The following is an 18,860-nucleotide window of genomic DNA, read 5'->3' as shown; positions in this document are numbered from 1 at the left end:
CCACACGATGGCGTCTGTCACCTACGACCACGCGACCCGTCTGTACGCAGGGGCCGAGCGCCCCGCGGTGGACGCGCTCAACCTGGAGATCGAGGACGGTGAGTTCCTCGTGCTCGTCGGCCCGTCGGGCTGCGGGAAGTCGACCTCGCTCCGCATGCTCGCCGGCCTGGAGGAGATCGACGGCGGGCGCATCCTGATCGGCGGCCGCGACGTCACCGACGTCGCCGCGAAGGACCGGGACATCGCGATGGTGTTCCAGAACTACGCGCTGTACCCGCACATGAGCGTCGCCGACAACATGGGCTTCGCGCTCAAGATGGCCGGCATCGGCAAGGAGGACCGCCGCGCCCGCGTCGAGGAGGCGGCCCGGCTGCTGGACCTCGAGCCCTACCTGGACCGCAAACCGAAGGCGCTCTCCGGTGGTCAGCGCCAGCGCGTCGCCATGGGCCGCGCCATCGTCCGCAGCCCGCAGGTGTTCCTGATGGACGAGCCGCTGTCCAACCTCGACGCCAAGCTGCGCGTGCAGACCCGCACCCAGATCGCCTCGCTGCAGCGCCGGCTGGGCGTCACCACGGTCTACGTCACCCACGACCAGACCGAGGCCATGACCATGGGCGACCGCGTCGCGGTGCTTAAGGACGGGCTGCTCATGCAGGCCGGCAAGCCCCGGGAGCTCTACGACCAGCCGAAGAACGTCTTCGTCGCCGGCTTCATCGGCTCCCCGGCGATGAACCTGTTCGACCTGGACGTCGTCGACGGCGGGGTCTCCTTCGGCGACACCGTCTACCCGGTCCCGCGCGAGGTGCTGGGCCAGTCCACCGGCAACAAGGTCACCGTCGGCATCCGGCCCGAGGACATCGAGTTCGCCGAGCACGGCCTGACCGTCGAGGTCGACGTCGTCGAGGTGCTCGGCGCCGACGCCTACGTCTACGGGCGCACCAAGGTCGGCGACGCCGAGCACGACATCATCGCCCGCGCCGACGGCCGCACCCCGCCGGAGAAGGGCGACGTGCTGCACGTCAGCCCGCGCCGTGGCCACGTGCACCTGTTCGACTCCGCGAGCGGCGAGCGCATCGGATGACGGTGCTCCCCACCGGGCAGCAGTACCTGCTCTCCTGCGCCGGGGCGGAGGTGACCGTCGTCGAGGTGGGCGGCGGGCTGCGCACCTACCGCACCGGCGGCCGGGAGGTCGTCGACGGGTTCGCCGAGCACGAGCTGGCGGAGTTCGGCCGCGGGCACGTGCTCGCCCCGTGGCCGAACCGGCTGCGCGACGGGCGCTACACCTGGGACGGTCAGGAGCAGCAGCTGCCCATCAACGAGCCCGAGGTGTCCAACGCGATCCACGGGCTGGTCCGGTTCGTCAGCTGGTCGGTGGTCGAGCGCGCGAGCGACGCGATCACGCTGGAGCACCTGCTGCACCCGCAGCCGGGCTACCCGTTCGCGCTGCGCCTGCGGGTCGGCTACGAGCTGTCGCCCGAGGGGCTGACGGTCACCACCAGCGCGACCAACGAGGGCGGCACCGCGCTGCCCTACGGCGAGGGGCACCACCCCTACCTCGCGGCCGGGGCCGGGCTCCGGGTCGACGACTGCACGGTGGTCGCCCCCGGCGCCACGCGGCTGGAGACCGACGAGCGCGGCATCCCGACCGGGTCGGCGCCGGTCGAGGGCACCGAGTACGACCTGCGCGCGGGCCGGCTCATCGGTGACCTGCGGATCGACCACGCCTTCACCGACCTCGAGCGTGGCCCCGACGGGCTCGCCGAGGTGCGGCTGACCGGGCCGGACGGCCGCGGCGCCGCCGTCTGGATGGACGACTCCTACGACCACGTGCAGGTGTTCACCGGCGACGTCGTCGTCGGGCCGCGCCGCCGCGGTGGCCTGGCGGTGGAGCCGATGACCTGCCCGCCCAACGCGCTGCAGACCGGCGAGGGGGTCCGCCGGCTGGAGCCGGGGGAGACCGTCACCGGCCGCTGGGGCATCCGCCCGATCGGCTGAGCAGCCCCGCCCGGGACGGTGGCCGTCGGCCGCCGTCCCGGGCGGGTGGCGCGGCCTCCCTAGACTCGACCGAGGTGCGCGGCGACCCGCGTGCCGAAGCGATCGAGGAGAGTGCCGTGGCCGTCCGAGCCATCCGGGGTGCGACGCAGGTGGTCGCCGACGACCGGGACGAGGTCCTGGAGGCCACCCGGGAACTGGTGACCACCGTGCTGGAGCGCAACCAGCTGGAGTCGCCCGACCTGATCAGCATCCTGTTCACCGCCACTCCCGACCTGGTGTCGGAGTTCCCCGCGCTGGCTGCGCGGGAGCTGGGCCTGGGGGACGTGCCGTTGATGTGCGCCACCGAGATCGCCGTGCCGCACGCGCTGCCGCGGGTGCTCCGGCTGATGGCGCACGTCGACACCCCGCTGAGCCGGGCCGAGGTGCAGCACGTCTACCTGCGGGGTGCGGTCGCGCTGCGCCGGGACATCGCGCAGTGAGCACTGAGGACCGAGAAGTGAACGAGTTCCGCTTCCGGGGGCAGGTGACCCTGGACGGGCCCTCGGGCACCGGGAAGTCGAGCGTGGCCCGGGCGGTCGCCACCCGGCTGGGGGCGGACTACCTGGACACCGGCGCGATGTACCGCGCGGCCACGGTGGCCGTGCTGGACGCCGGGGTCGACCTGGACGACGCCGAGGGCATCGCCCGCGCCGTCGCTGCGGCCGACATCCGCATCGGCACCTCGGCGGCGGCGGAGCTGGTGCAGGTGGACGGCGTCGACGTCGCCGCACGCATCCGCGGCGCGGAGGTGACCCGGGCGGTGTCGCCGGTGTCGGCCGTCCCGGCCGTGCGGCGGCTGCTCGTGGACCGGCAGCGTGCGCTCGTCGCCGCGGCCGACGCCGTCGTGGTCGAGGGCCGGGACATCGGCACGGTGGTGCTGCCCGGGGCTACCTGCAAGATCTACCTGACCGCCGCGCCCGAGGTCCGCGCCGAGCGCCGCGCCGGGCAGCTGGGCGTGCACGACCCCGCCCGCATCGCCCAGATCGCCGCCGACCTCCGGCGCCGCGACGAGTACGACAGCAGCCGGGCCGACAGCCCGCTGCGCCCGGCCGAGGACGCGATCGTCGTCGACAGCACCGGGCTGGACCGCGAGGCCGTCGTCGAGCGCGTGCTCGACCTGGCCAGCACAGCAGTGGGAGACCCCGCATGAGCACCACCGACCCCACCCCGATGGACCCCACCTCCACCGACCCCGCCCCGATCGACGCCGAGCACACCGGGCCGATGCCCGTGGTGGCCGTCGTCGGCCGACCGAACGTGGGCAAGTCCACGCTGGTGAACCGGTTCCTGGGCCGCCGCGCCGCGGTGGTGCAGGACGTCCCCGGCGTCACCCGTGACCGCATCTCCTACCAGGCGCTGTGGAACGGCCGGTCGTTCATGGTCATGGACACCGGCGGCTGGGAGCCCCGGGCCAGCGGCATGGCCGCCTCCATCGCCCGGCAGGCCGAGTACGCGATGAAGACCGCCGACGTGATCGTGCTGGTCGTGGACGCCTCGGTGGGGGCGACGGAGACCGACCTGGCCGCCGCCCGGGTGCTGCGCCGCAGCACCACCCCGGTGATCCTGGTGGCCAACAAGGTCGACGACGAGCGCGGGGAGGCCGGCGCGGCCGAGCTGTGGTCCCTCGGCCTCGGCGAGCCGTTCACCGTCAGCGCCCTGCACGGCCGGGGGAGCGGTGACCTGCTCGACCTGGTGCTGGACGCGATGCCGGAGGCGCCGCGCGAGCAGGACGACGTGGGCGGCCCCCGCCGCGTCGCGCTGGTCGGCCGGCCGAACGTCGGCAAGTCCAGCCTGATCAACCGGCTGTCCAAGGAGGAGCGCTCGGTCGTCGACTCGGTGGCCGGCACGACCGTCGACCCGGTCGACTCCCTGGTGACCCTCGGCGGGGAGCAGTGGCGGTTCGTCGACACCGCGGGGCTGCGCCGCAAGGTGAACACCGCCAGCGGCACCGAGTACTACGCCAGCCTGCGGACCGAGGCGGCCATCGAGGCCGCCGAGGTCGCGGTCGTGCTGCTGGCCGCCGACGAGGTGATCAGCGAGCAGGACCAGCGGGTGATCACCCAGGTGATCGAGGCCGGCCGGGCGCTGGTCATCGCCTTCAACAAGTGGGACAACGTCGACGAGGACCGGCACGCCCAGCTGGAACGTGAGATCGACCGCGACCTGGCCCGGATCACCTGGGCCAGCCGGGTCAACATCTCGGCGACCACCGGGCGCGGGGTGAACAAGCTGGCCGGCCACCTCAGGGCCGCCCTGGCCGGCTGGGAGACCCGGGTGCCCACGGCGGAGCTGAACACCTTCATCCGGGCCCTGGTGCAGGAGACGCCGCCGCCGGCCCGGGGTGGCCGGGCCCCGAAGATCAAGTACGTCACCCAGGCCGACATCCGGCCGCCTCGGTTCGTGGTGTTCTCCACGGGCTTCCTGGAGCCCGGTTACCGGCGGTTCCTGGAGCGGAAGCTGCGCGAGCGCTTCGGCTTCGCGGGCACGCCGATCGACGTGTCGGTCAAGGTGCGCGACAGCAGGGCGCGGGACCGCAAGGGCTGACCCGGCCCGCAGGGCAGGGGACCGGGTGCGGTAACCTGCTCGGGCAGCGATCGGGGCCGCCGGGTCATCCGGAAGCACCCGACGCTCGGGCTGTAGCGCAGCTTGGTAGCGCACTTGACTGGGGGTCAAGGGGTCGCAGGTTCAAATCCTGTCAGCCCGACAGTAGAAGTGGCAGGTCAGAGGCGGGGCGACCATCAGGTCGGCCCGCCTCTGACGTCCTCGGGGGCGTCCACTACCGCAACGGGCTGCTGTACTGGCCTGCTGGTGGAGCGGTCTGAGGCCGACTGCGGCGGCTGTTCAGCCCCCTCGGGACCAGCACGAGTTGTCCGACACGAGTCGCTCGACGGCTGCCTACGCGTGTGTTGCGGTGGCGCGTGCAGCTTGCTTGATCACGTCTGCCACCTCGCGGGGGTGGCTGACCATGGACAGGTGCCTGGCCTGGACCTCGGTGACGGCCGCTCCTGCGCGCTCGGCCATCCGCAGCTGCAGCTCGAGCGGGATGCTCCCGTCGACCCTCCCGGCCACGTACCAGGAGGGGAGCTGCTCCCAGGCCTGGCCCGGGGCCGCCGGCGCGTCCACGGCTGCGAACGTGATGGGACGCTGCCTGGCGTAGAACTCCGTCTGGAGCTCTTCGGAGAGACCGGTCGCGAACGCCGGCTCGAACGGCCCGCGCTGGATGTACAGGTCGACGTCGCCCTCGGGGGCGCCGGGGTAGGGCGCCATGTCGAACAGCTGAGTCGGGTCGACGGGCCCGAGGCTGTTGAGCAGGTCGAGCAGGCTCTCGCCCTCGGCCGGGACGAACGCATTCACGTAGACCAGGGAGCGCACGTCGGGCGTGGCGAGCCCGGCGGCCCCGATGAGGGCGCCACCGTAGGAGTGGCCCACCAGGACGACGGGCCCGCTCGTCCGCGTCCGGAGGAACGTGGCGAGGTAGTCCGCATCGCCGGCCAGCGAACGGAGCGGGTTGGCGAACTCGAGGACCGTGTAGCCCTCCTGGGACAGGAGGCGCTGGACGCCCGCGAAGGAACTCGCATCGGTCCATGCGCCGTGGACGATGACCACGGTGGGCTCGGGGGTCGGATCGATCATGGCTGGGTGCACCTCTCAGGGGGCGAGCGAGGGGGATCACGCGGAGACGTTCTCCGCCCCCGACCCTGCTGGGGTTGCACTCGCCGGTGAAGGGGGCGACACCCTGGGAGCAGTGCACCCTGTCTGGCGTCTGCACCTGCGGGCAGCATCTGGTCCATGACGCCAGCCCCCGCAGACGTGGGCCTCCCGGACGCCTCGGGCCCGACGACCGCCTCGATCACCCGGTGGGTCGAGGGCTACGTGACGGCCTGGAAGAGCAACGCCCGCGCAGACATCGAGGCCCTGTTCACCGACGACGCCGAGTACCACGAATCGCCCTTCGAGACGCAGTGGATCGGTCGGGACGCGATCGTCGAGGGCTGGCGCAGCCGGTGGGACTGGCAGAGTGGCGGATGGGAGTTCGAGTGGTCCATCACCGCGATCGACGGGTGGGACGTCGTCATCACCGGGATCGGGCGGTACGCGAAGCTCGGCGATTTCGACAACCGCTGGACCGTGACCTTCGAGGAGTCCGGCCGCTGCAGCCGGTTCGTGATGGTGAACACCGAACGGAGCTGACATGCCCGGAACGCACACTGGTGGGAGAGGCAACGAGCTCGGGGACTTCCTCCGGGCCCAACGCGCACGGATCACCCCGGAGTCCGCCGGGTTGCCCAGCATCGGCAGCCGCCGCGTGACCGGCCTGCGCCGCGAAGAGGTCGCCGTGCTGGCCGGCGTGAGCTCCGACTACTACGCCCGTCTCGAGCAGGGCCGCGAGCGCACCCCCTCTCCGCAGCTCATGGAGGCGGTCGCCCGCGCCTTGCAACTCGGCGCCGACGCCCGTGACCACGCCTTCCGCCTGGCGCGGCTAGCCCCGACGTGCCGGGCGACCGACGAGCAGCTGAGCCCACACCTGCGGCAGTTGATGAACTCCTTCCCGAAGGCCGCGGCCTACGTGGTGAACCCCGCCTTCCGGGTGATCGCGGCCAACGACATCGCGACCGGGCTGATCGCTCCCGCCAACCACGACGGCCACGTGATGCAGTACATGTTCCTCGACCCGACCGCGCCGACGTACTTCGTGCACTGGGACGACGCCGCGCACGCCGCGGTCAGCGGCATCCGCCTCGCCGCGGGCTTCTCGCCGCCCCACCCCGAGGTCGCCGCCCTCGTGCGCCGCCTCTACGTCCGCAGCCCGGCGTTCGCCGCCATGTGGGACGACCACGAGGTCGCCGGACTCACGACCGTGCACATGCACATCCGGCACCCCGCCGTCGGCGACCTCGAGCTCTCCTACCAGACGTTCGACGTACGCGAGTCCCCGGGACTGCAGTTGACCGTGGCCAGCGCCGCGCCGGGCAGTCCCAGCGAGGACGCGCTGGCCCTCCTCGGCACGATCGAGGCGACTCAGCGCGAGGGCGCACCAGGTCTCCGGCAGTCGGGTGCTCTCCCCACGACACAGACACAGGAGTCACCGTGAACCATCCCGAACAGGTCGACCTGGAGTCGGCACGCCGGCGGGCGATGGAGGTCCGAGCCCTCTACGAGGCCATCGAACGTCGGATGAACGGCCAGGTGTGGACGCTCCAGGAGCTGATGCTGGGCTTCAGCAACGACGTCGGCACCGTCGGTCGACTGGTCCTGGCCCATGACGGGACCTGGGAGATCGCCGGCGACGTCGATGCGCAGCTGGCACACAAGCTGTCCGAGTCGCTGTGGTGGGTGATCGTCATCGCCGAGCGCCTCGGCATCGACATCTCCGCTGCCTTCGCGGACACCATGGACAGGATCGAGCACGGCCTCGCCCCCTCGGCCGGCGGACCCACGGCTCAGCCCTGAACTCCTGCCTGTGACCTGATGAGCAGGCCGGCGGATCCCCGAGCGACCACGGCCTCCCCGAGTAGCGCCCCCGTGCCGGGACCTGCCGGTGGAGAGCCCGGGACCGACTCCGGCACGCCTTGCGGTCCCGTCGAACGGGGCCGTGGTGCCCGACTCTCGACGAGCCCGGGAGCCCCCGCGACGCGCGTCGAGTGGCGGTGGGAAGCACCGATGTGCGGGTGCTGGGATCAGCTGATCCCAGCACCCGCACATCCTCCAGCTATGCCTGTGCGACGGGGTCGCGGAGGATCGTGCGGAGGGAGTGCTGGGGAGTCTCCCGGGTGAAGCCGTCCAGGTGGAGTTCGTGGTGGGGCCCGTTGCGGTGCAGACCGAGACCTTGGGCGAACTCGCCGAGTCGGGCGAGCGTCCCGAACTCCTCTGCGAAGGGCCCATGGTGCATCACCTGCACGACGTCCTGCTCGGGCAGCGCGAACAGTTCCATCTCGTCCACATCGGTGCGGCTCGCCGCGCGGGCACGTGCTGCGGCGAGGTCGTCCGCCGTCGTGTCGGCAGGGACCAGCGCCAGCACCCGGTACCGGAGTGAGGGGATCGGGTTGACGCTGTAGAAGTCGGCGATCTCGACGGGCGTCGAGCCTGCCGGGTACCAGTACTGGATCTTCACCACCGGCTCGGAGTCGCCCTCGTCCAGGACCCGGGCGATCTCGGCGACGGCGGCCTTCTTGCGGTAGAACTCGTCGGTCCCCGGGGCGCCGGAGCCGCTGATGGAGACGTAGTGGACGGCCGGGGTGCGCACGACCTCGGGCTCGTCGGCGGCGTGGAGGTGTGGGGTGGAGCGGTTGCCTGACATGGCGTGTTCCTCGTTCTCTCGTGTTCGGGTCGAGGTCGGTGCTGGCGGGAGGCGAGCACTGACCCGTGGGTCAGCGCAGGGATCAGGTCAGGCGCTGTAGCCGCCGTCGATGTCCAGGGACGCGCCGTTGAGATAGGCGGCCTCGTCGCTGGCGACGTACGCCACGAAGGAGGCCACGTCGGCGACCGTCCCGAACCGGCCGATCGGGATGAGTGACCGGAGGGTGTCCCCGGACGGGCCGTCGGCGGGGTCGGCGTCGGTGTCGACGGGACCTGGCTGGACGTTGTTGACCGTGATCCCCCGGGGGCCGAGCTCGCGCGCCAGGCCGCGGACGAGGCTTGCGACGGCCCCCTTGGTCATCCCGTAGGCCGAGGACGCATCGTCGGGGAGGTGGTGGGCGCTGACGCTGCCGATGGTGACGATCCGGCCACCCGAGCCCATCACCGGCGCGCTGTATCGCACCAGGTCGATGGTTCCCCGGATGCCGACGTCGATCATCCGATCGATCTCGCCGTCGCTGAGGTCGGTGTCGAGCTGGTCAGGATCCATGGCTGGCGGCCTCCGCCGAACGGTCGGTCGGATGAGGGGGCGGTTCGCTGGGGCGCGCGGGTCTCGCGCGGGGCCACGGGGTCGCCGCCGCAGGACGGAGGACCGATGGACCATCGGCTTCTCGCCCTGCGGCGACATCGACTCAGGAGTGGGCCGTCGCGGTGGCGGCTTCCTCGATCACCTTCGCGACCGCGGCGGGGAAGCGGGTCATCGCGAGATGCCCGGCCTTCACCGTGGTGAGCTCCGCGCCGGCGCGGGACGCCATGCGTTCCTGCAGCTCGAGCGGGATGCTGCCGTCCTCGGAGCCCGCGACGTACCACGAGGGAAGCGACTTCCACGCGGGCTCGTTCGCCGCCGCCTCGTTCACCGCACCGAACGTGATCGGGCGCTGCCGGGCGTAGAGGTCGTCCCGCTCCTCGCGCGGAAGGCCGTTCGCGAACGTGGCGTGGAAGGCGGCCTCCTTCAGGTACAGGTCCACGTCACCCTCCGGCGAGCCGGGGTACGGCACCATGTCGAACAGGGCAGACGGGTCGACGGGACCCGCGCTGGAGAGCAGCGCCAGCAGGCTCTCGCCCTTCTCCGGCACGAAGGCGTCGACGTAGACCAGGGCGCGGACGTCGGGATCGCTCGTCGCGGCCTCGGTGATCACGGCGCCACCGTAGGAGTGGCCGACGAGGATCACCGGGCCGCTCGTCCGGCTCTGCAGGAACGAGGCCAGCCCTGCGCTGTCGCCGCTGAGTGAGCGCAGCGGGTTGGCGAAGTCCAGGACCGTGTAACCGCCCCGCTGCAGCCGCTGCTGGACCTCGCTGAAGGACCCCGCATCGGTCCAGGCGCCGTGGACGATGACCACGGTCGGCTTGTCGTGTCCGCCCCCAGCGCTGGCGGGACCAGCGAGCCCGAGGATCGCGAGGAGCGAGGTGATGACCCCCGCCACCACCGCGGTGAGCCCACGACGACGGCTACGAGTGGTGGTGTGCAGGAGGTCTCCCACCGTCAGGCGGCGTTCGGGACGGCGACGTCGCCGCGGGTGCTCGGCCGCGTCGCGGGTGGGGGAGGATGTGGTCCGTCCGTCGACGGTGGTGTGCTGCTCGGTGCCCGACATGTCGATCTCCTCGTGGTGGCCCGCTGCTCCGGAGCGGATCAGCAGGCTCGGTGTGCCGGATGGCACGGCCGACTGTGCGCGCCCGCTCTTGCCCGGCCCAGGGTGCAACGCACCTAGGGCAGCCCACCCCGCCACGCGTGCGGCGAGGGCGCTGATCATGCACCCATGCCCTTCGCTGAGGAGCTCATCGGCCCGCACGTCGCCCACACGCTGGCTCGCTCCATCCAAGCCGCGGCCCCCGGGCACGCCGCACACGAGGCTGCGAGCTCGCCCGACGATTCTCGACGCGCTGCGCGCGAGACGGCGCGTTCGGCATGCCCGGACGTGTGGCGGCGACGCCCAGATGGTCAGTGGCAGCCGGGCGAGCGACCGACCGTCGCGGACGTCGTTCCGTCCACTCCGAGGCGGCGTACCAAGACGCCTTGAGCCGGCTGCTGATCCACAGGGCGGCGCTCAGCCAGCCCGGGCGTCGCCGTGGGTGACCACCCAGTGCTCGAGCACCGGCGGGTCGGCGATCAGCTAAGGGACCGCGGCCAGGAAATCCCGCGTGTGCCCATGGGTCATGTGCGCCTCCAGCGCGGCTGCATCAGCCCACACCTCGACGCCGCGGACCAGGTTCGCGTCGTCCAGGTCCGCGGCGAAGGAGTACGACAGACAGCCCTGGTCGAGCCGTGTCTGCGCGGCCATCGCCCGGGCCGCCGCGACGAGTTCGTCCCGGCGACCCGGTGCCGCGCTGGCACTGCTGTGCACGACCAGCACGGGTCACGCCTCGATCAGGGCGAGCTGCTTGCTGATCATTTTCGGGTTGCTGTCGCCGGCGACCTTCTGCAGGAAGGGCGTGTGGTCGAACAGGAAGTCCCGGACGGGGCGCAGAGGTGCCGGCGCGTGGTGGAAGACCTTGCCCAGCAGGTACGCCTGCTGGACCTGCTGGGCAGTGTGCGGCTTCCGGGGGTCCTCGTAGGCCTGCAGGGCGGCGGCGACCGCTGCAGAGTCGGTCAGGTCGACACCGCGCAGGGCGACGCCGACGAAGTAGCCGTCCTCGATGGACATGCCGGCGCCGTAGGCGGCGTACGGCGAGGTGGGATGGGCGGCGTCGCCGACCAGGGTGGCCCGCCCCTTGGACCACTGCTTGAGGGCCTTCCGGTCCCGGAGGACCCACCGCTGGACGTCGGCGGCGTCAGTGGCGGCGATGAGACCGGGCAGCGGTGCGGGGAAACCCTTCGCCAGTTCTCTGGCGGCTGCCTTGAGGTCCGTCGGTGCCGGAGCGTCGGGATCGGTGCCGGTGAGCACCCACCACTGGTGACCGTCTCGGCCCTCGTTGCGAATGGACGTCCAGCTGCCCTGAACCGTCGGGCCGTGGGTCAGGACACAGCTGTTGGGCGTGGTGCCGGGCACGTCGGCGAAGGTGAAGCCACCGAAGATGTGCAGCTTGTGCTCCCGCTTGGGCGCATCGCCCCACAGCGTCCTGCGGACCAGGGAGTCGATGCCGTCGGCACCGATCAGGACGTCGTGCTCCGCTGTCGTGCCGTCGGCGAAGTGCAAGGTGACCGCTCGATCGTCCTGCTCGATGCGCTGCACCTGCTGGTTGTGTCGGATGGTGCCTTCGGGGATGGCCTGCAGCATCCGGCGGTAGAGCTCGGGGCGCAGCAGCCCGATGAACCCGCCCCCGAACTCGTCCTTGACGTCCTGGTCGAGCTTGACCCGGACGCGCACGTCGCCCCGCAGGTTGCGGAACTCCGAGTCCGTCGGCGCACCGAGGTCGACGGTGTCCACGCCCAGGGCCCGCAGCGCCTTCAGCGGCGGCGGCCACAGGTTGAGGATGTTGCCGGCCGGCCGTGCCTCCCGGTACCGCTCGTAGACGACGACCTCGTGGCCGGCCTTGAGAGCGCCCAGGGCTGCGGCCATGCCGGCGGGGCCGGCACCGAGCACCGCGACGCGGCCTCGGCGGGCAGGGGAGGGGGCGGCAGGCATGAGCACCTCTCGACGCTGAGAAGAACGGTAGCGAGCGCTACTGTTTGAGGAAACTGTATCGCGGGTCACGCCCACGTCAAGGGACGCTCAGGAGAGAGGATGGGCCGGTGGTCGAGCCCTGGACGCCTGAAGACCTGACTGTCCGCCCGCCCAGGCAGCGGCGAAGTCGGGAGGCGTGGGCACGCGTACTCGATGCCGGGGTCGCCCTGCTGGAGGACGGCGGCTACGAGGCGTTCACCATCGCGGCGGTGTGCGAGCGCGCCGGGGTCGCCCCGCCGGCGATCTACGCTCGCACCACCAGCAAGGAAGCACTGTTCCTCGCCGTGTACGAGCACGGCATCAGCCGACTCCACGATGTCCGGGCCGCCTTCGACCGCCCCGACCGGTGGATCGGGCTCACCCCCCACGAACGGGTGCGGACCGCTGTCACCACGGCCGTCCGCGGCTTGCTGGCCCACCGGTCGTTCTTCAGAGCCGTCGTGCTGATCTCCGCGGCGCACCCGGAGGTACAGCGCCGCGGGTCCCTGTACAGCCGCGAGCTCGGCAGCCGGTTCGTCGACACCGTGTCGCCCGTCGTCGATGCGCATCCCGACGCGAAGGCCGCCGCTTGGTCGTGTTTCAGCACCGTCTTCGCCGCGGTCGTCATCCGGGTTGCCTACGGCTCGGACTTCGGGACCGCCTCACCGGTGGACGACGACACGTTCACCGCCGCCCTGGCCGACACAGCCGTCCGTTACCTGTTGTCCGAGCCGCTGGCTTGAGCCGTACGACCGTCTTGCGCCGTGGGTGAGCGGGGCGAGAGTGATGCGAGGCCTCGGATCCGGAGGTGATGCGGCCGCAGATGCTGGGTCTCTGCGCTTGGAGGGCCAGCATCTGGCCTTCCCTGACCACCGGAAGAGCGACGATGAGTCCGCCCATGGATCCGGGCGAACGGGTCCCCGGCCGGGTCACCGCGGAGAGGGGCGTGGACTCCGACGACCCGCACGCCCTCGACAGCTGCCCGGCCTGATGCCCGACCGACCCTGGCGCGGACCAGCCGGGGACCTGGTGCACGCGTGCGGCCGCCTCGCCCCGAGCAAGGACGGCCGCTCGTGTGCACTCCGTTCTGCTCGTCCGGTCCGGCGCGGCGCTCCTCCGCTCGGGAGCTGATGACCCGGACCGGACCTCGCGGCAGCGACCGGCGCGGTCAGTCGATCACGTGCACGGGCCCCATGCAGGTCAGCTGCCATCCGTGGCCGTCCGGGTCGGCGAAGCTGCCGGTGTAGCCGGAGGTGTCCTCCCGCGCCGGCAGCCACGGTGCACCGCCGCTGGCCAGGGCCGTGGCGACGAGCTCGTCCACCTCGCCGCGGGTGCCCACGGTGAGGCTGTGCACGACCGTCGTCCCGGCGGTCGGATCGCCGACTTCGCCGGCCACCAGCTCCGCGAACCGGTCCCGGGACCGCAGCATCAATGCCATGTCGTCGTCCAGGACGACGGCCACGGTCGACTCGTCGGAGGAGTGCTCGTTGAAGGAGAACCCGAGCGCGCCGTAGAAGTCGCGCGATGCCGCGAGGTCCCGGACCGCCAGGTCGATGAAGAGCATGGCCACGGTCTCGCTCCTGTCGTCGTCGCTCAGCGGGTCAGTTCGATGAAGGTGTCGGCGACCCAGTCGGCGATGAAGGTGCTCACGAAGGGCAGGTGGTCCAGGCCGATGTGCTCGGTCGCCCCCTCCTCGGCGGTGAAGACCCGCAAGTCGCGCTTGGCGGAGTTGACCGCCTGGTCGTAGGAGCGGTGCGCGTACTCCAGCGGGATCTGCCGGTCGCCGGCACCGTGCGCGATGAGGAAGGGCACGGTGATCTGCTCGACCACCCCGTCCAGGTGCACGCCGTCGGCGAAGTCGAGGAACTCGTCGAGGTGGTCTTCATCGCCCTGGACGCCCCACACCCACAGCACATGGCTCCAGTAGTGCGGCACCGGCCGCTCGCCCTCCCGCTCGCGGCGGCGGCGCTGCACCGCGCCCCAGTTGTGGTTGGCGCCCCAGGCCACGCAGAGGGCGAACCGCTTCTCGAAGGCCGCGGCGCGCGGGGCGTAGTAGCCGCCGAGTGACCAGCCGGCGATGCCGATCCGGGCGGCATCGACGTCGTTCCTGGTCTCCAGCCAGTCGACGGTCGCGCTGGCCCAGGCTTCGGCGTCGATGCGGGCGGTGAGCCCCTGCAGACGCAGCGCCTCGCCAGTGCCGGGCTGGTCGAGCATGAGGCAGGAGATGCCGCGCTCGGCGAGCTCCAGCCAGAAGTTCGAGGCGTACATGTGCTCCTTGGTGGAGTCCAGCCCGTTGACCAGCACGACCACCGGGGCCGGCCCGTCGTCGGTGGCGGGGGCGGCACTGAAGTACGCCGGCAGCGTGGTGCCCTCGTAGGGGATCTGCACGCGGGAGACCCGGGGGCTGTGCGTGGTGAAGGCCCGCTCCGCGATCTCCAGCATCCGCCGGTAGGTGGGCACCCGGTCGGGATCGGCGTGGGACAACATCCGCTCGGCCTGGGCGAGGTAGTTGCTCGCCCGGAACCACAGCTGACCAGCAGTGCGGGTGTGCCCGGCCTTCTCCGCCTCCTCTGCCTGGCCGACGAGCTGGTCGGTCAGCGCCCGCCAGGCGCGCAGGAAGTCCGGTGTGCCGGCGTCCTCGCCTGCGTTGGCGGCGTCCTTGATCGGTCGGCAGGCGCGGTCCACCTCGTCGATCAGGCCGCCGGAGTTCAGCGTCGCGACGACGCCGAGGTTCCAGGTGTAGGGACCGGTGGGGAAGTACTCGAACACGGTGTTCCTCTCGGTGCCGTCGGTCAGACGGGACGGGTGCGGGGGCGGGGTCGAGCGGGGTGGACCGGGGGCAGCTCGACCCCGGCGACGACCCGGTTCCGAATGGTGCCGATGCCCTCGACGGTCATCTCGACGACGTCGCCGGGTCGCAGCGGCGGGGGAGCGGTGTCGCCGCGGGTGCCCCACAGCTCGGCGAGGCAGCCGCCGTTGCCGCAGGTGCCCGAGCCGAGCACGTCCCCGGCGCGGACCTCGGTGCCACGGGAGGCGTAGGAGATGAGCTCCTCGAACGGCCAGCCCATGTTGGACAGCAGGTCCCGGCCGACCTCGGTGCCGTTGACGCTCACCCGCAGGTCGAGGGCCAGGAAGCCGTCGTCGTCCCGGAAGGGCTCCAGTTCGTCGGCGGTGACCAGCCAGGGACCCAGGGTGGTGGCCGAGTCCTTGCCCTTGGCCGGGCCCAGGTTGACCTTCATCTCCCGGGCCTGCAGGTCGCGGGCCGACCAGTCGTTGAGCACGGTGTAGCCGAAGACGTGCTCGCGGGCCTGCGCCGGGGTCAGCGAGGCGCCGTCCCGGCCGACGACGACGGCGACCTCGAGCTCGAAGTCGAACCGCTGCGAGCCCGGCGGCACGGCGACGTCGTCGTGCGCGCCTATCAGGGCGTAGGGGTTGGTGAAGTAGAACGTCGGCGCCTGGTACCACTCGGCGACGACACCGGCGACGCCGTCGATCGCCTTGCGGACCCCCTCGACGTGCTCCTCGAACGCGACGAAGTCCCGCACCGTCGGCGCGTCCAGCGGGGGCAGCAACCGAACGCCGTCGAGCGGCACCGCCGGTCCGGTCAGCGCGGTCTGGCCGGCCTCGAGTGCAGCGGGGAGCCCCCGGCGCACCAGGTCGAGCACGGTGGTCCCGTCCGGGAGGGGGTGCAGGCCGGCGTCCGACACGACGCCGGCCTGCACCTGCTCCTCGGACTCCCAGGTGGCGAAGCGCATCAGACCGGGGGAGCGACGAACAGACCCTTGTCCGGGTCGTTGAACGAACGCTGGGCGACGAACTCGTTCATCGCGTTCGCGGTGCCCCACTGGTCGGAGACCTCGGGGTTGGTGAAGTCGTAGAGGTGCGGGTGCCAGGTGTCCTCGTCCAGCACCTCGAGCTCGGTCGTGTACTCGACGGTGTTGCCGTGCGGGTCGAGGAAGTAGCTGAAGGTGTTGTTGCCGGCCATGTGCCGGCCCGGGCCCCAGATCTTCTCCACGCCGGCCCGCAGCAACCGGCCGGTGCCGCGCATGTACTCGTCGATGCCGCGCATCTCGAACGAGGCGTGGTGCAGGGAGGGGTGCGGGCCGCGGGCGACCGCCATGCTGTGGTGCCAGGCGTTGGTGCGCAGGAACCACATCATGTTGCCCATCCGCGGGTGCATCAGGGTGTCCGACAGCGCGAAGGCCAGGTGCTTCTCGTAGAAGGCGACGGTGCCCTCGGGGTCGGCGGAGTTGAGCACCACGTGGGACAGCCGCACCGGGATCGACTCGCCCTCCTCGATCGTGCGGTGCTGCCGCGCCTCGACGTCGGAGCTGATCTCGACGGTGCGGCCCTCGTTGTCGAAGAACCGGAAGCCGTAGCCGCCCCCGGGGGTCTGCAGGGTGTCCGGCTCACCGATCAGCCGGACTCCGTCGGCAGCCAGCTGCCCGGCCAGGGTGTCGACGTCGGCGGCGGTGGCCGTGCCGAAGGAGATCAGGTCGATCCGCTTGTCGGCCGACTCGCGCAGCCGCACGATGTACTGCTCCGGGGAGCCCTCGGCGGCCAGGAACGCCAGGCCGGAGTCGGTGTGCTCGGCCTTGAGGCCCCAGGTGCCGGCGTAGAAGTCCAGCTGCTTGGCGAAGTCGGGCACGGCCAGGTCGACGTGCCGCAGGTGGGTGATCAGGCGCTGGGTCATGAGAGGGGGGTCCTTTGCTTACGCGGGCTGGCTGGTGAGCGCGGCGATGGACCGCATGAGTCCGGGGATGTCGCCCTGGACGTGGTCCAGCTGCCACTGAGCGAGCTGGTTGGACGCGTCGACGACGGTCTTGGCCCGCTCGTACCGGCGCGCCATGAAGGCGTTCCACAGGTCCTGGTCCAGTGCGGCGCGCTCGGTGAGCAGCTCGGCCAGGACGACGGCGTCCTCCAGGGCCATGGCGCCGCCCTGCGCGATGGTCGGGGGGCAGGTGTGCGCGGCGTCGCCGATGAGCACCACCCGGCCGCGGTTCCACGGCTCGTCGAGGACGTGGGTCTCGAACCAGGTGTAGTTCACCCGCGAGGGGTCGGTGAGCGTCTCCCGGATCTCGTCCCACGGGCCGTGGTAGGCCTCCGACAACCGCCGCATGGTGGCCAGCTGCTCGTCGGGGGTGAGGCTGCTGCGGTCCCGGGCCGGTTCGACGATGTACGCGTAGAGCGAGTCCTCACTGGTGGGGCAGTACCCGGCGATGAACGACGGTCCGCCGTAGACCAGGTCGGTTCGGGTCACGCTCGCCGGCCGTGGCCCGAAGGCGCGCCAGATCCCCATCCCGATCGACCGGGTCTCCAGGTTGACCCCCAGGGCCCGTCGCGTCCAGGAGCGGACGCCGTCGGCGCCCACCACCAGGTCGTACCGGCCGGTGGATGCGTCCGAGAAGGTGACGTCGACGCCGGAACCGTCCTGGGTGAGCTCGGTGAACGTGGTGCCGTACCGCAGCTTCACACCGACGTCGGTCGCCCGGTGGCAGAGGATGCGGGCGAGCTCGGGCCGGGGCATGCCCATCGCGGCGGGCAGGTCGGGGCCGCCGGTCTTCGCGTCGGGGATCTCGGCCACGACGGTGCCGAAGGGGTCGGGCGCGCGGATGCCGGTGACGTCGAAGGCGTAGCCGGCGGCCTCGACCTGGTCCCAGACGCCGAGTGACCGCAGTTCGCGGAGGGCGTTGCCCTGCAGCGTGATGCCGGAGCCGAGGGCGGCTGCGTCCGGCTTGATCTCGACGAGGTCCACGGCCACGCCCGCGGATGCGAGGTGGATGGCGGTGGCCGTCCCGGCGAGGCCGCTACCGACCACCAGGACGCTGTTCACAGCGGGCATGTCAGGACTCCCTCGTCTCTGCGTTTGCCGGTCACTTGACCGCGATGGGGTTGACCGGGGCGCCGACGGCGCCGGTCACGGGCAGCGGCGCGGCGGTGAGGAAGAAGTCCCAGACACCGTCGGCCGCACAGTCGGCGGCCAGCGCGTCCAGGTCCCACATCTCACCGAGGAAGAGCCCGATGTTGGGGATGCAGACCTGGTGCAGCGGCTGGAAGGCGACGTCGAACTCGTTGGGCCGCACCTCGAAGCCCCAGGTGTCGGTGGCGATGCCGGCGATCTCGGTGTCGTGCAGCCAGTCGGCGGTGGTGAACGACAGGCCGGGGGAGTCCCCGCCGGCGTAGTCACCCCAGCCCCGGCCCTCGGCGATGTCGCGCCGGGCGCGGGCCAGCCGGCCGGTGCGCACCAGGAGCAGGTCGCCGCGACCCACCAGCGCGGTCTCGCCCTGTGCGGCGATGGTGGCCGCCAGGTGCTCGGCGGTGATGGCGAAGCCGTCGGGCAGTTCGCCGTCGGTGCCGACCGCCCGGCCTACGTCGAGCAGCACGCCGCGACCGGTGATGTGCGCGGCGGCGGTCTCGATGCCGGTCACCTTGTCCCCGTCGCTGGTGACGACGTCACCGGCGCGGCGGCCGTTCCAGGCCATCCCGTGATCGAAGATGTGACCGAGGCCGTCCCACTGGGTCGAAGCCTGCAGCGGCATGGCGATCACGTCGTCCGCCCCGCCGATCCCGTGCGGGAATCCCTGCACGCCGCGCTCTGCGTCGGTACCGGTGTCCAACATCGTGTGCACCGGGTTGGTGCGACGGCGCCAGCCCTTCTGCGGGCCGTCCATGTCGAAGGACTGGGACAGCGAGAAGCTCGCCCCGCGCCGGACCAGCCGGGCACCCTCCAGGCGCTTGGCCTCGTCGAGGAAGTTCAGCGTCCCGAGGACGTCGTCGGCGCCCCAGCGTCCCCAGTTCGAGCAGCGCTTCGCGGCGGCGGCGATGGCGCCCTCGGGATCGGTCCGGTCAAGGCCTTCAGGGGAGTGCTGCACGTCCTCGACAGTGGTG

Annotated in this window: 21 protein-coding genes and 1 tRNA gene; 10 read left to right on the top strand and 12 right to left on the bottom strand. The window is 71.7% G+C overall.

The window, feature by feature from the left end; genetic code table 11:
* Positions 1 to 7 precede the first annotated feature (7 nt).
* The 6 genes from ACI79U_RS10385 (at position 8) to ACI79U_RS10360 (ending at position 4,738) form a co-directional block, all read left to right on the top strand.
* Positions 8 to 1,081, top strand: coding sequence for an ABC transporter ATP-binding protein (locus ACI79U_RS10385; protein WP_457067366.1), 1,074 nt, complete (start codon positions 8 to 10; stop codon positions 1,079 to 1,081).
* The gene (locus ACI79U_RS10380; protein ID WP_457067364.1) at positions 1,078 to 1,995 is read left to right on the top strand and encodes an aldose 1-epimerase family protein; all 918 of its coding nucleotides are present in this window, start codon (positions 1,078 to 1,080) and stop codon (positions 1,993 to 1,995) included. Before ACI79U_RS10385 ends, ACI79U_RS10380 begins: the two co-directional genes overlap by 4 nt.
* A 116-nt stretch (positions 1,996 to 2,111) precedes the next feature.
* Positions 2,112 to 2,474, top strand: coding sequence for a chorismate mutase (aroH, locus tag ACI79U_RS10375; protein ID WP_457067362.1), 363 nt, complete (start codon positions 2,112 to 2,114; stop codon positions 2,472 to 2,474).
* Positions 2,475 to 2,491: 17 nt separating this feature from the next.
* On the top strand, positions 2,492 to 3,184 hold the full coding sequence (gene cmk, locus ACI79U_RS10370) for a (d)CMP kinase (protein ID WP_457067359.1): 693 nt from the start codon (positions 2,492 to 2,494) through the stop codon (positions 3,182 to 3,184).
* Positions 3,181 to 4,578, top strand: a complete 1,398-nt coding sequence (gene der, locus ACI79U_RS10365; protein WP_457067357.1) for a ribosome biogenesis GTPase Der — start codon at positions 3,181 to 3,183, stop codon at positions 4,576 to 4,578. The genes cmk and der overlap by 4 nt, the downstream gene beginning before the upstream one ends.
* Before the next feature lie 86 nt (positions 4,579 to 4,664).
* Positions 4,665 to 4,738: transfer RNA gene (locus ACI79U_RS10360), tRNA-Pro, on the top strand.
* Between the two features lie 191 nt (positions 4,739 to 4,929).
* On the opposite strand, the gene ACI79U_RS10355 is transcribed toward ACI79U_RS10360, so the two are convergent.
* Entirely contained in the window at positions 4,930 to 5,667 is a 738-nt protein-coding gene (locus ACI79U_RS10355; RefSeq protein ID WP_457067355.1) for an alpha/beta fold hydrolase, read from the bottom strand.
* A 156-nt stretch (positions 5,668 to 5,823) separates the two neighbouring features.
* Between ACI79U_RS10355 and ACI79U_RS10350 the strand changes: the two genes are divergently transcribed.
* From ACI79U_RS10350 to ACI79U_RS10340, 3 genes are read left to right on the top strand one after another with little or no spacing between them, the layout of a single operon-like run.
* Complete coding sequence (locus ACI79U_RS10350; RefSeq protein WP_457067353.1) at positions 5,824 to 6,225, top strand: nuclear transport factor 2 family protein; 402 nt, start codon at positions 5,824 to 5,826, stop codon at positions 6,223 to 6,225.
* 1 nt (position 6,226) lies between these two features.
* Positions 6,227 to 7,126: a helix-turn-helix transcriptional regulator gene (locus tag ACI79U_RS10345; RefSeq protein WP_457067351.1), complete on the top strand. Its 900-nt coding sequence runs from the start codon at positions 6,227 to 6,229 to the stop codon at positions 7,124 to 7,126.
* Positions 7,123 to 7,485: a hypothetical protein gene (locus ACI79U_RS10340; RefSeq protein WP_457067349.1), complete on the top strand. Its 363-nt coding sequence runs from the start codon at positions 7,123 to 7,125 to the stop codon at positions 7,483 to 7,485. Before ACI79U_RS10345 ends, ACI79U_RS10340 begins: the two co-directional genes overlap by 4 nt.
* A 259-nt stretch (positions 7,486 to 7,744) precedes the next feature.
* Here ACI79U_RS10340 and ACI79U_RS10335 read toward each other — a convergent pair whose 3' ends face one another.
* From ACI79U_RS10335 to ACI79U_RS10315, 5 genes are all read right to left on the bottom strand, one after another.
* A complete protein-coding gene (locus ACI79U_RS10335) occupies positions 7,745 to 8,332 on the bottom strand; it encodes a GyrI-like domain-containing protein (protein ID WP_457067346.1) in 588 nt (195 codons plus the stop codon).
* Positions 8,333 to 8,419: 87 nt separating this feature from the next.
* Positions 8,420 to 8,881, bottom strand: coding sequence for an SDR family oxidoreductase (locus tag ACI79U_RS10330; RefSeq protein WP_457067344.1), 462 nt, complete (start codon positions 8,879 to 8,881; stop codon positions 8,420 to 8,422).
* A 142-nt stretch (positions 8,882 to 9,023) separates the two neighbouring features.
* Positions 9,024 to 10,049 (bottom strand): alpha/beta fold hydrolase, encoded by a 1,026-nt coding sequence (locus ACI79U_RS10325; RefSeq protein ID WP_457067342.1) that lies wholly within the window; start codon positions 10,047 to 10,049, stop codon positions 9,024 to 9,026.
* Positions 10,050 to 10,502: 453 nt separating this feature from the next.
* Entirely contained in the window at positions 10,503 to 10,742 is a 240-nt protein-coding gene (locus ACI79U_RS10320; RefSeq protein WP_457067339.1) for a putative quinol monooxygenase, read from the bottom strand.
* Between the two features lie 3 nt (positions 10,743 to 10,745).
* Positions 10,746 to 11,954 carry an FAD-dependent oxidoreductase gene (locus ACI79U_RS10315; protein WP_457067336.1) on the bottom strand — a complete coding sequence of 403 codons (1,209 nt, stop codon included), beginning with the start codon at positions 11,952 to 11,954 and terminating at the stop codon, positions 10,746 to 10,748.
* A gap of 107 nt (positions 11,955 to 12,061) precedes the next feature.
* Here ACI79U_RS10315 and ACI79U_RS10310 point away from each other — a divergent pair, with 107 nt between their 5' ends.
* Positions 12,062 to 12,715: a TetR/AcrR family transcriptional regulator gene (locus ACI79U_RS10310; RefSeq protein WP_457067334.1), complete on the top strand. Its 654-nt coding sequence runs from the start codon at positions 12,062 to 12,064 to the stop codon at positions 12,713 to 12,715.
* A gap of 425 nt (positions 12,716 to 13,140) precedes the next feature.
* On the opposite strand, the gene ACI79U_RS10305 is transcribed toward ACI79U_RS10310, so the two are convergent.
* Genes ACI79U_RS10305 through ACI79U_RS10280 form a run of 6 tightly spaced genes read right to left on the bottom strand, consistent with a single transcriptional unit; the run spans position 13,141 to position 18,844 of the window.
* Positions 13,141 to 13,536, bottom strand: coding sequence for a VOC family protein (locus tag ACI79U_RS10305; protein ID WP_457067460.1), 396 nt, complete (start codon positions 13,534 to 13,536; stop codon positions 13,141 to 13,143).
* Positions 13,537 to 13,565: 29 nt separating this feature from the next.
* Entirely contained in the window at positions 13,566 to 14,741 is a 1,176-nt protein-coding gene (locus ACI79U_RS10300) for an alpha/beta hydrolase family protein (RefSeq protein WP_457067332.1), read from the bottom strand.
* Between the two features lie 23 nt (positions 14,742 to 14,764).
* Positions 14,765 to 15,727: a fumarylacetoacetate hydrolase family protein gene (locus ACI79U_RS10295; protein WP_457067329.1), complete on the bottom strand. Its 963-nt coding sequence runs from the start codon at positions 15,725 to 15,727 to the stop codon at positions 14,765 to 14,767.
* Positions 15,727 to 16,665: a VOC family protein gene (locus tag ACI79U_RS10290; RefSeq protein ID WP_457067326.1), complete on the bottom strand. Its 939-nt coding sequence runs from the start codon at positions 16,663 to 16,665 to the stop codon at positions 15,727 to 15,729. Before ACI79U_RS10290 ends, ACI79U_RS10295 begins: the two co-directional genes overlap by 1 nt.
* Before the next feature lie 18 nt (positions 16,666 to 16,683).
* Positions 16,684 to 17,814, bottom strand: a complete 1,131-nt coding sequence (locus ACI79U_RS10285; protein ID WP_457067324.1) for an FAD-dependent oxidoreductase — start codon at positions 17,812 to 17,814, stop codon at positions 16,684 to 16,686.
* 31 nt (positions 17,815 to 17,845) lie between these two features.
* Positions 17,846 to 18,844 (bottom strand): cyclase family protein, encoded by a 999-nt coding sequence (locus tag ACI79U_RS10280; RefSeq protein WP_457067322.1) that lies wholly within the window; start codon positions 18,842 to 18,844, stop codon positions 17,846 to 17,848.
* Between the last annotated feature and the right edge of the window lie 16 nt (positions 18,845 to 18,860).

The sequence above is a fragment of the Modestobacter sp. SYSU DS0904 genome (genome assembly GCF_054051115.1).
Note: the sequence above shows the minus strand (reverse complement) of the source record. Positions and strands in the feature narration are given on the sequence as shown.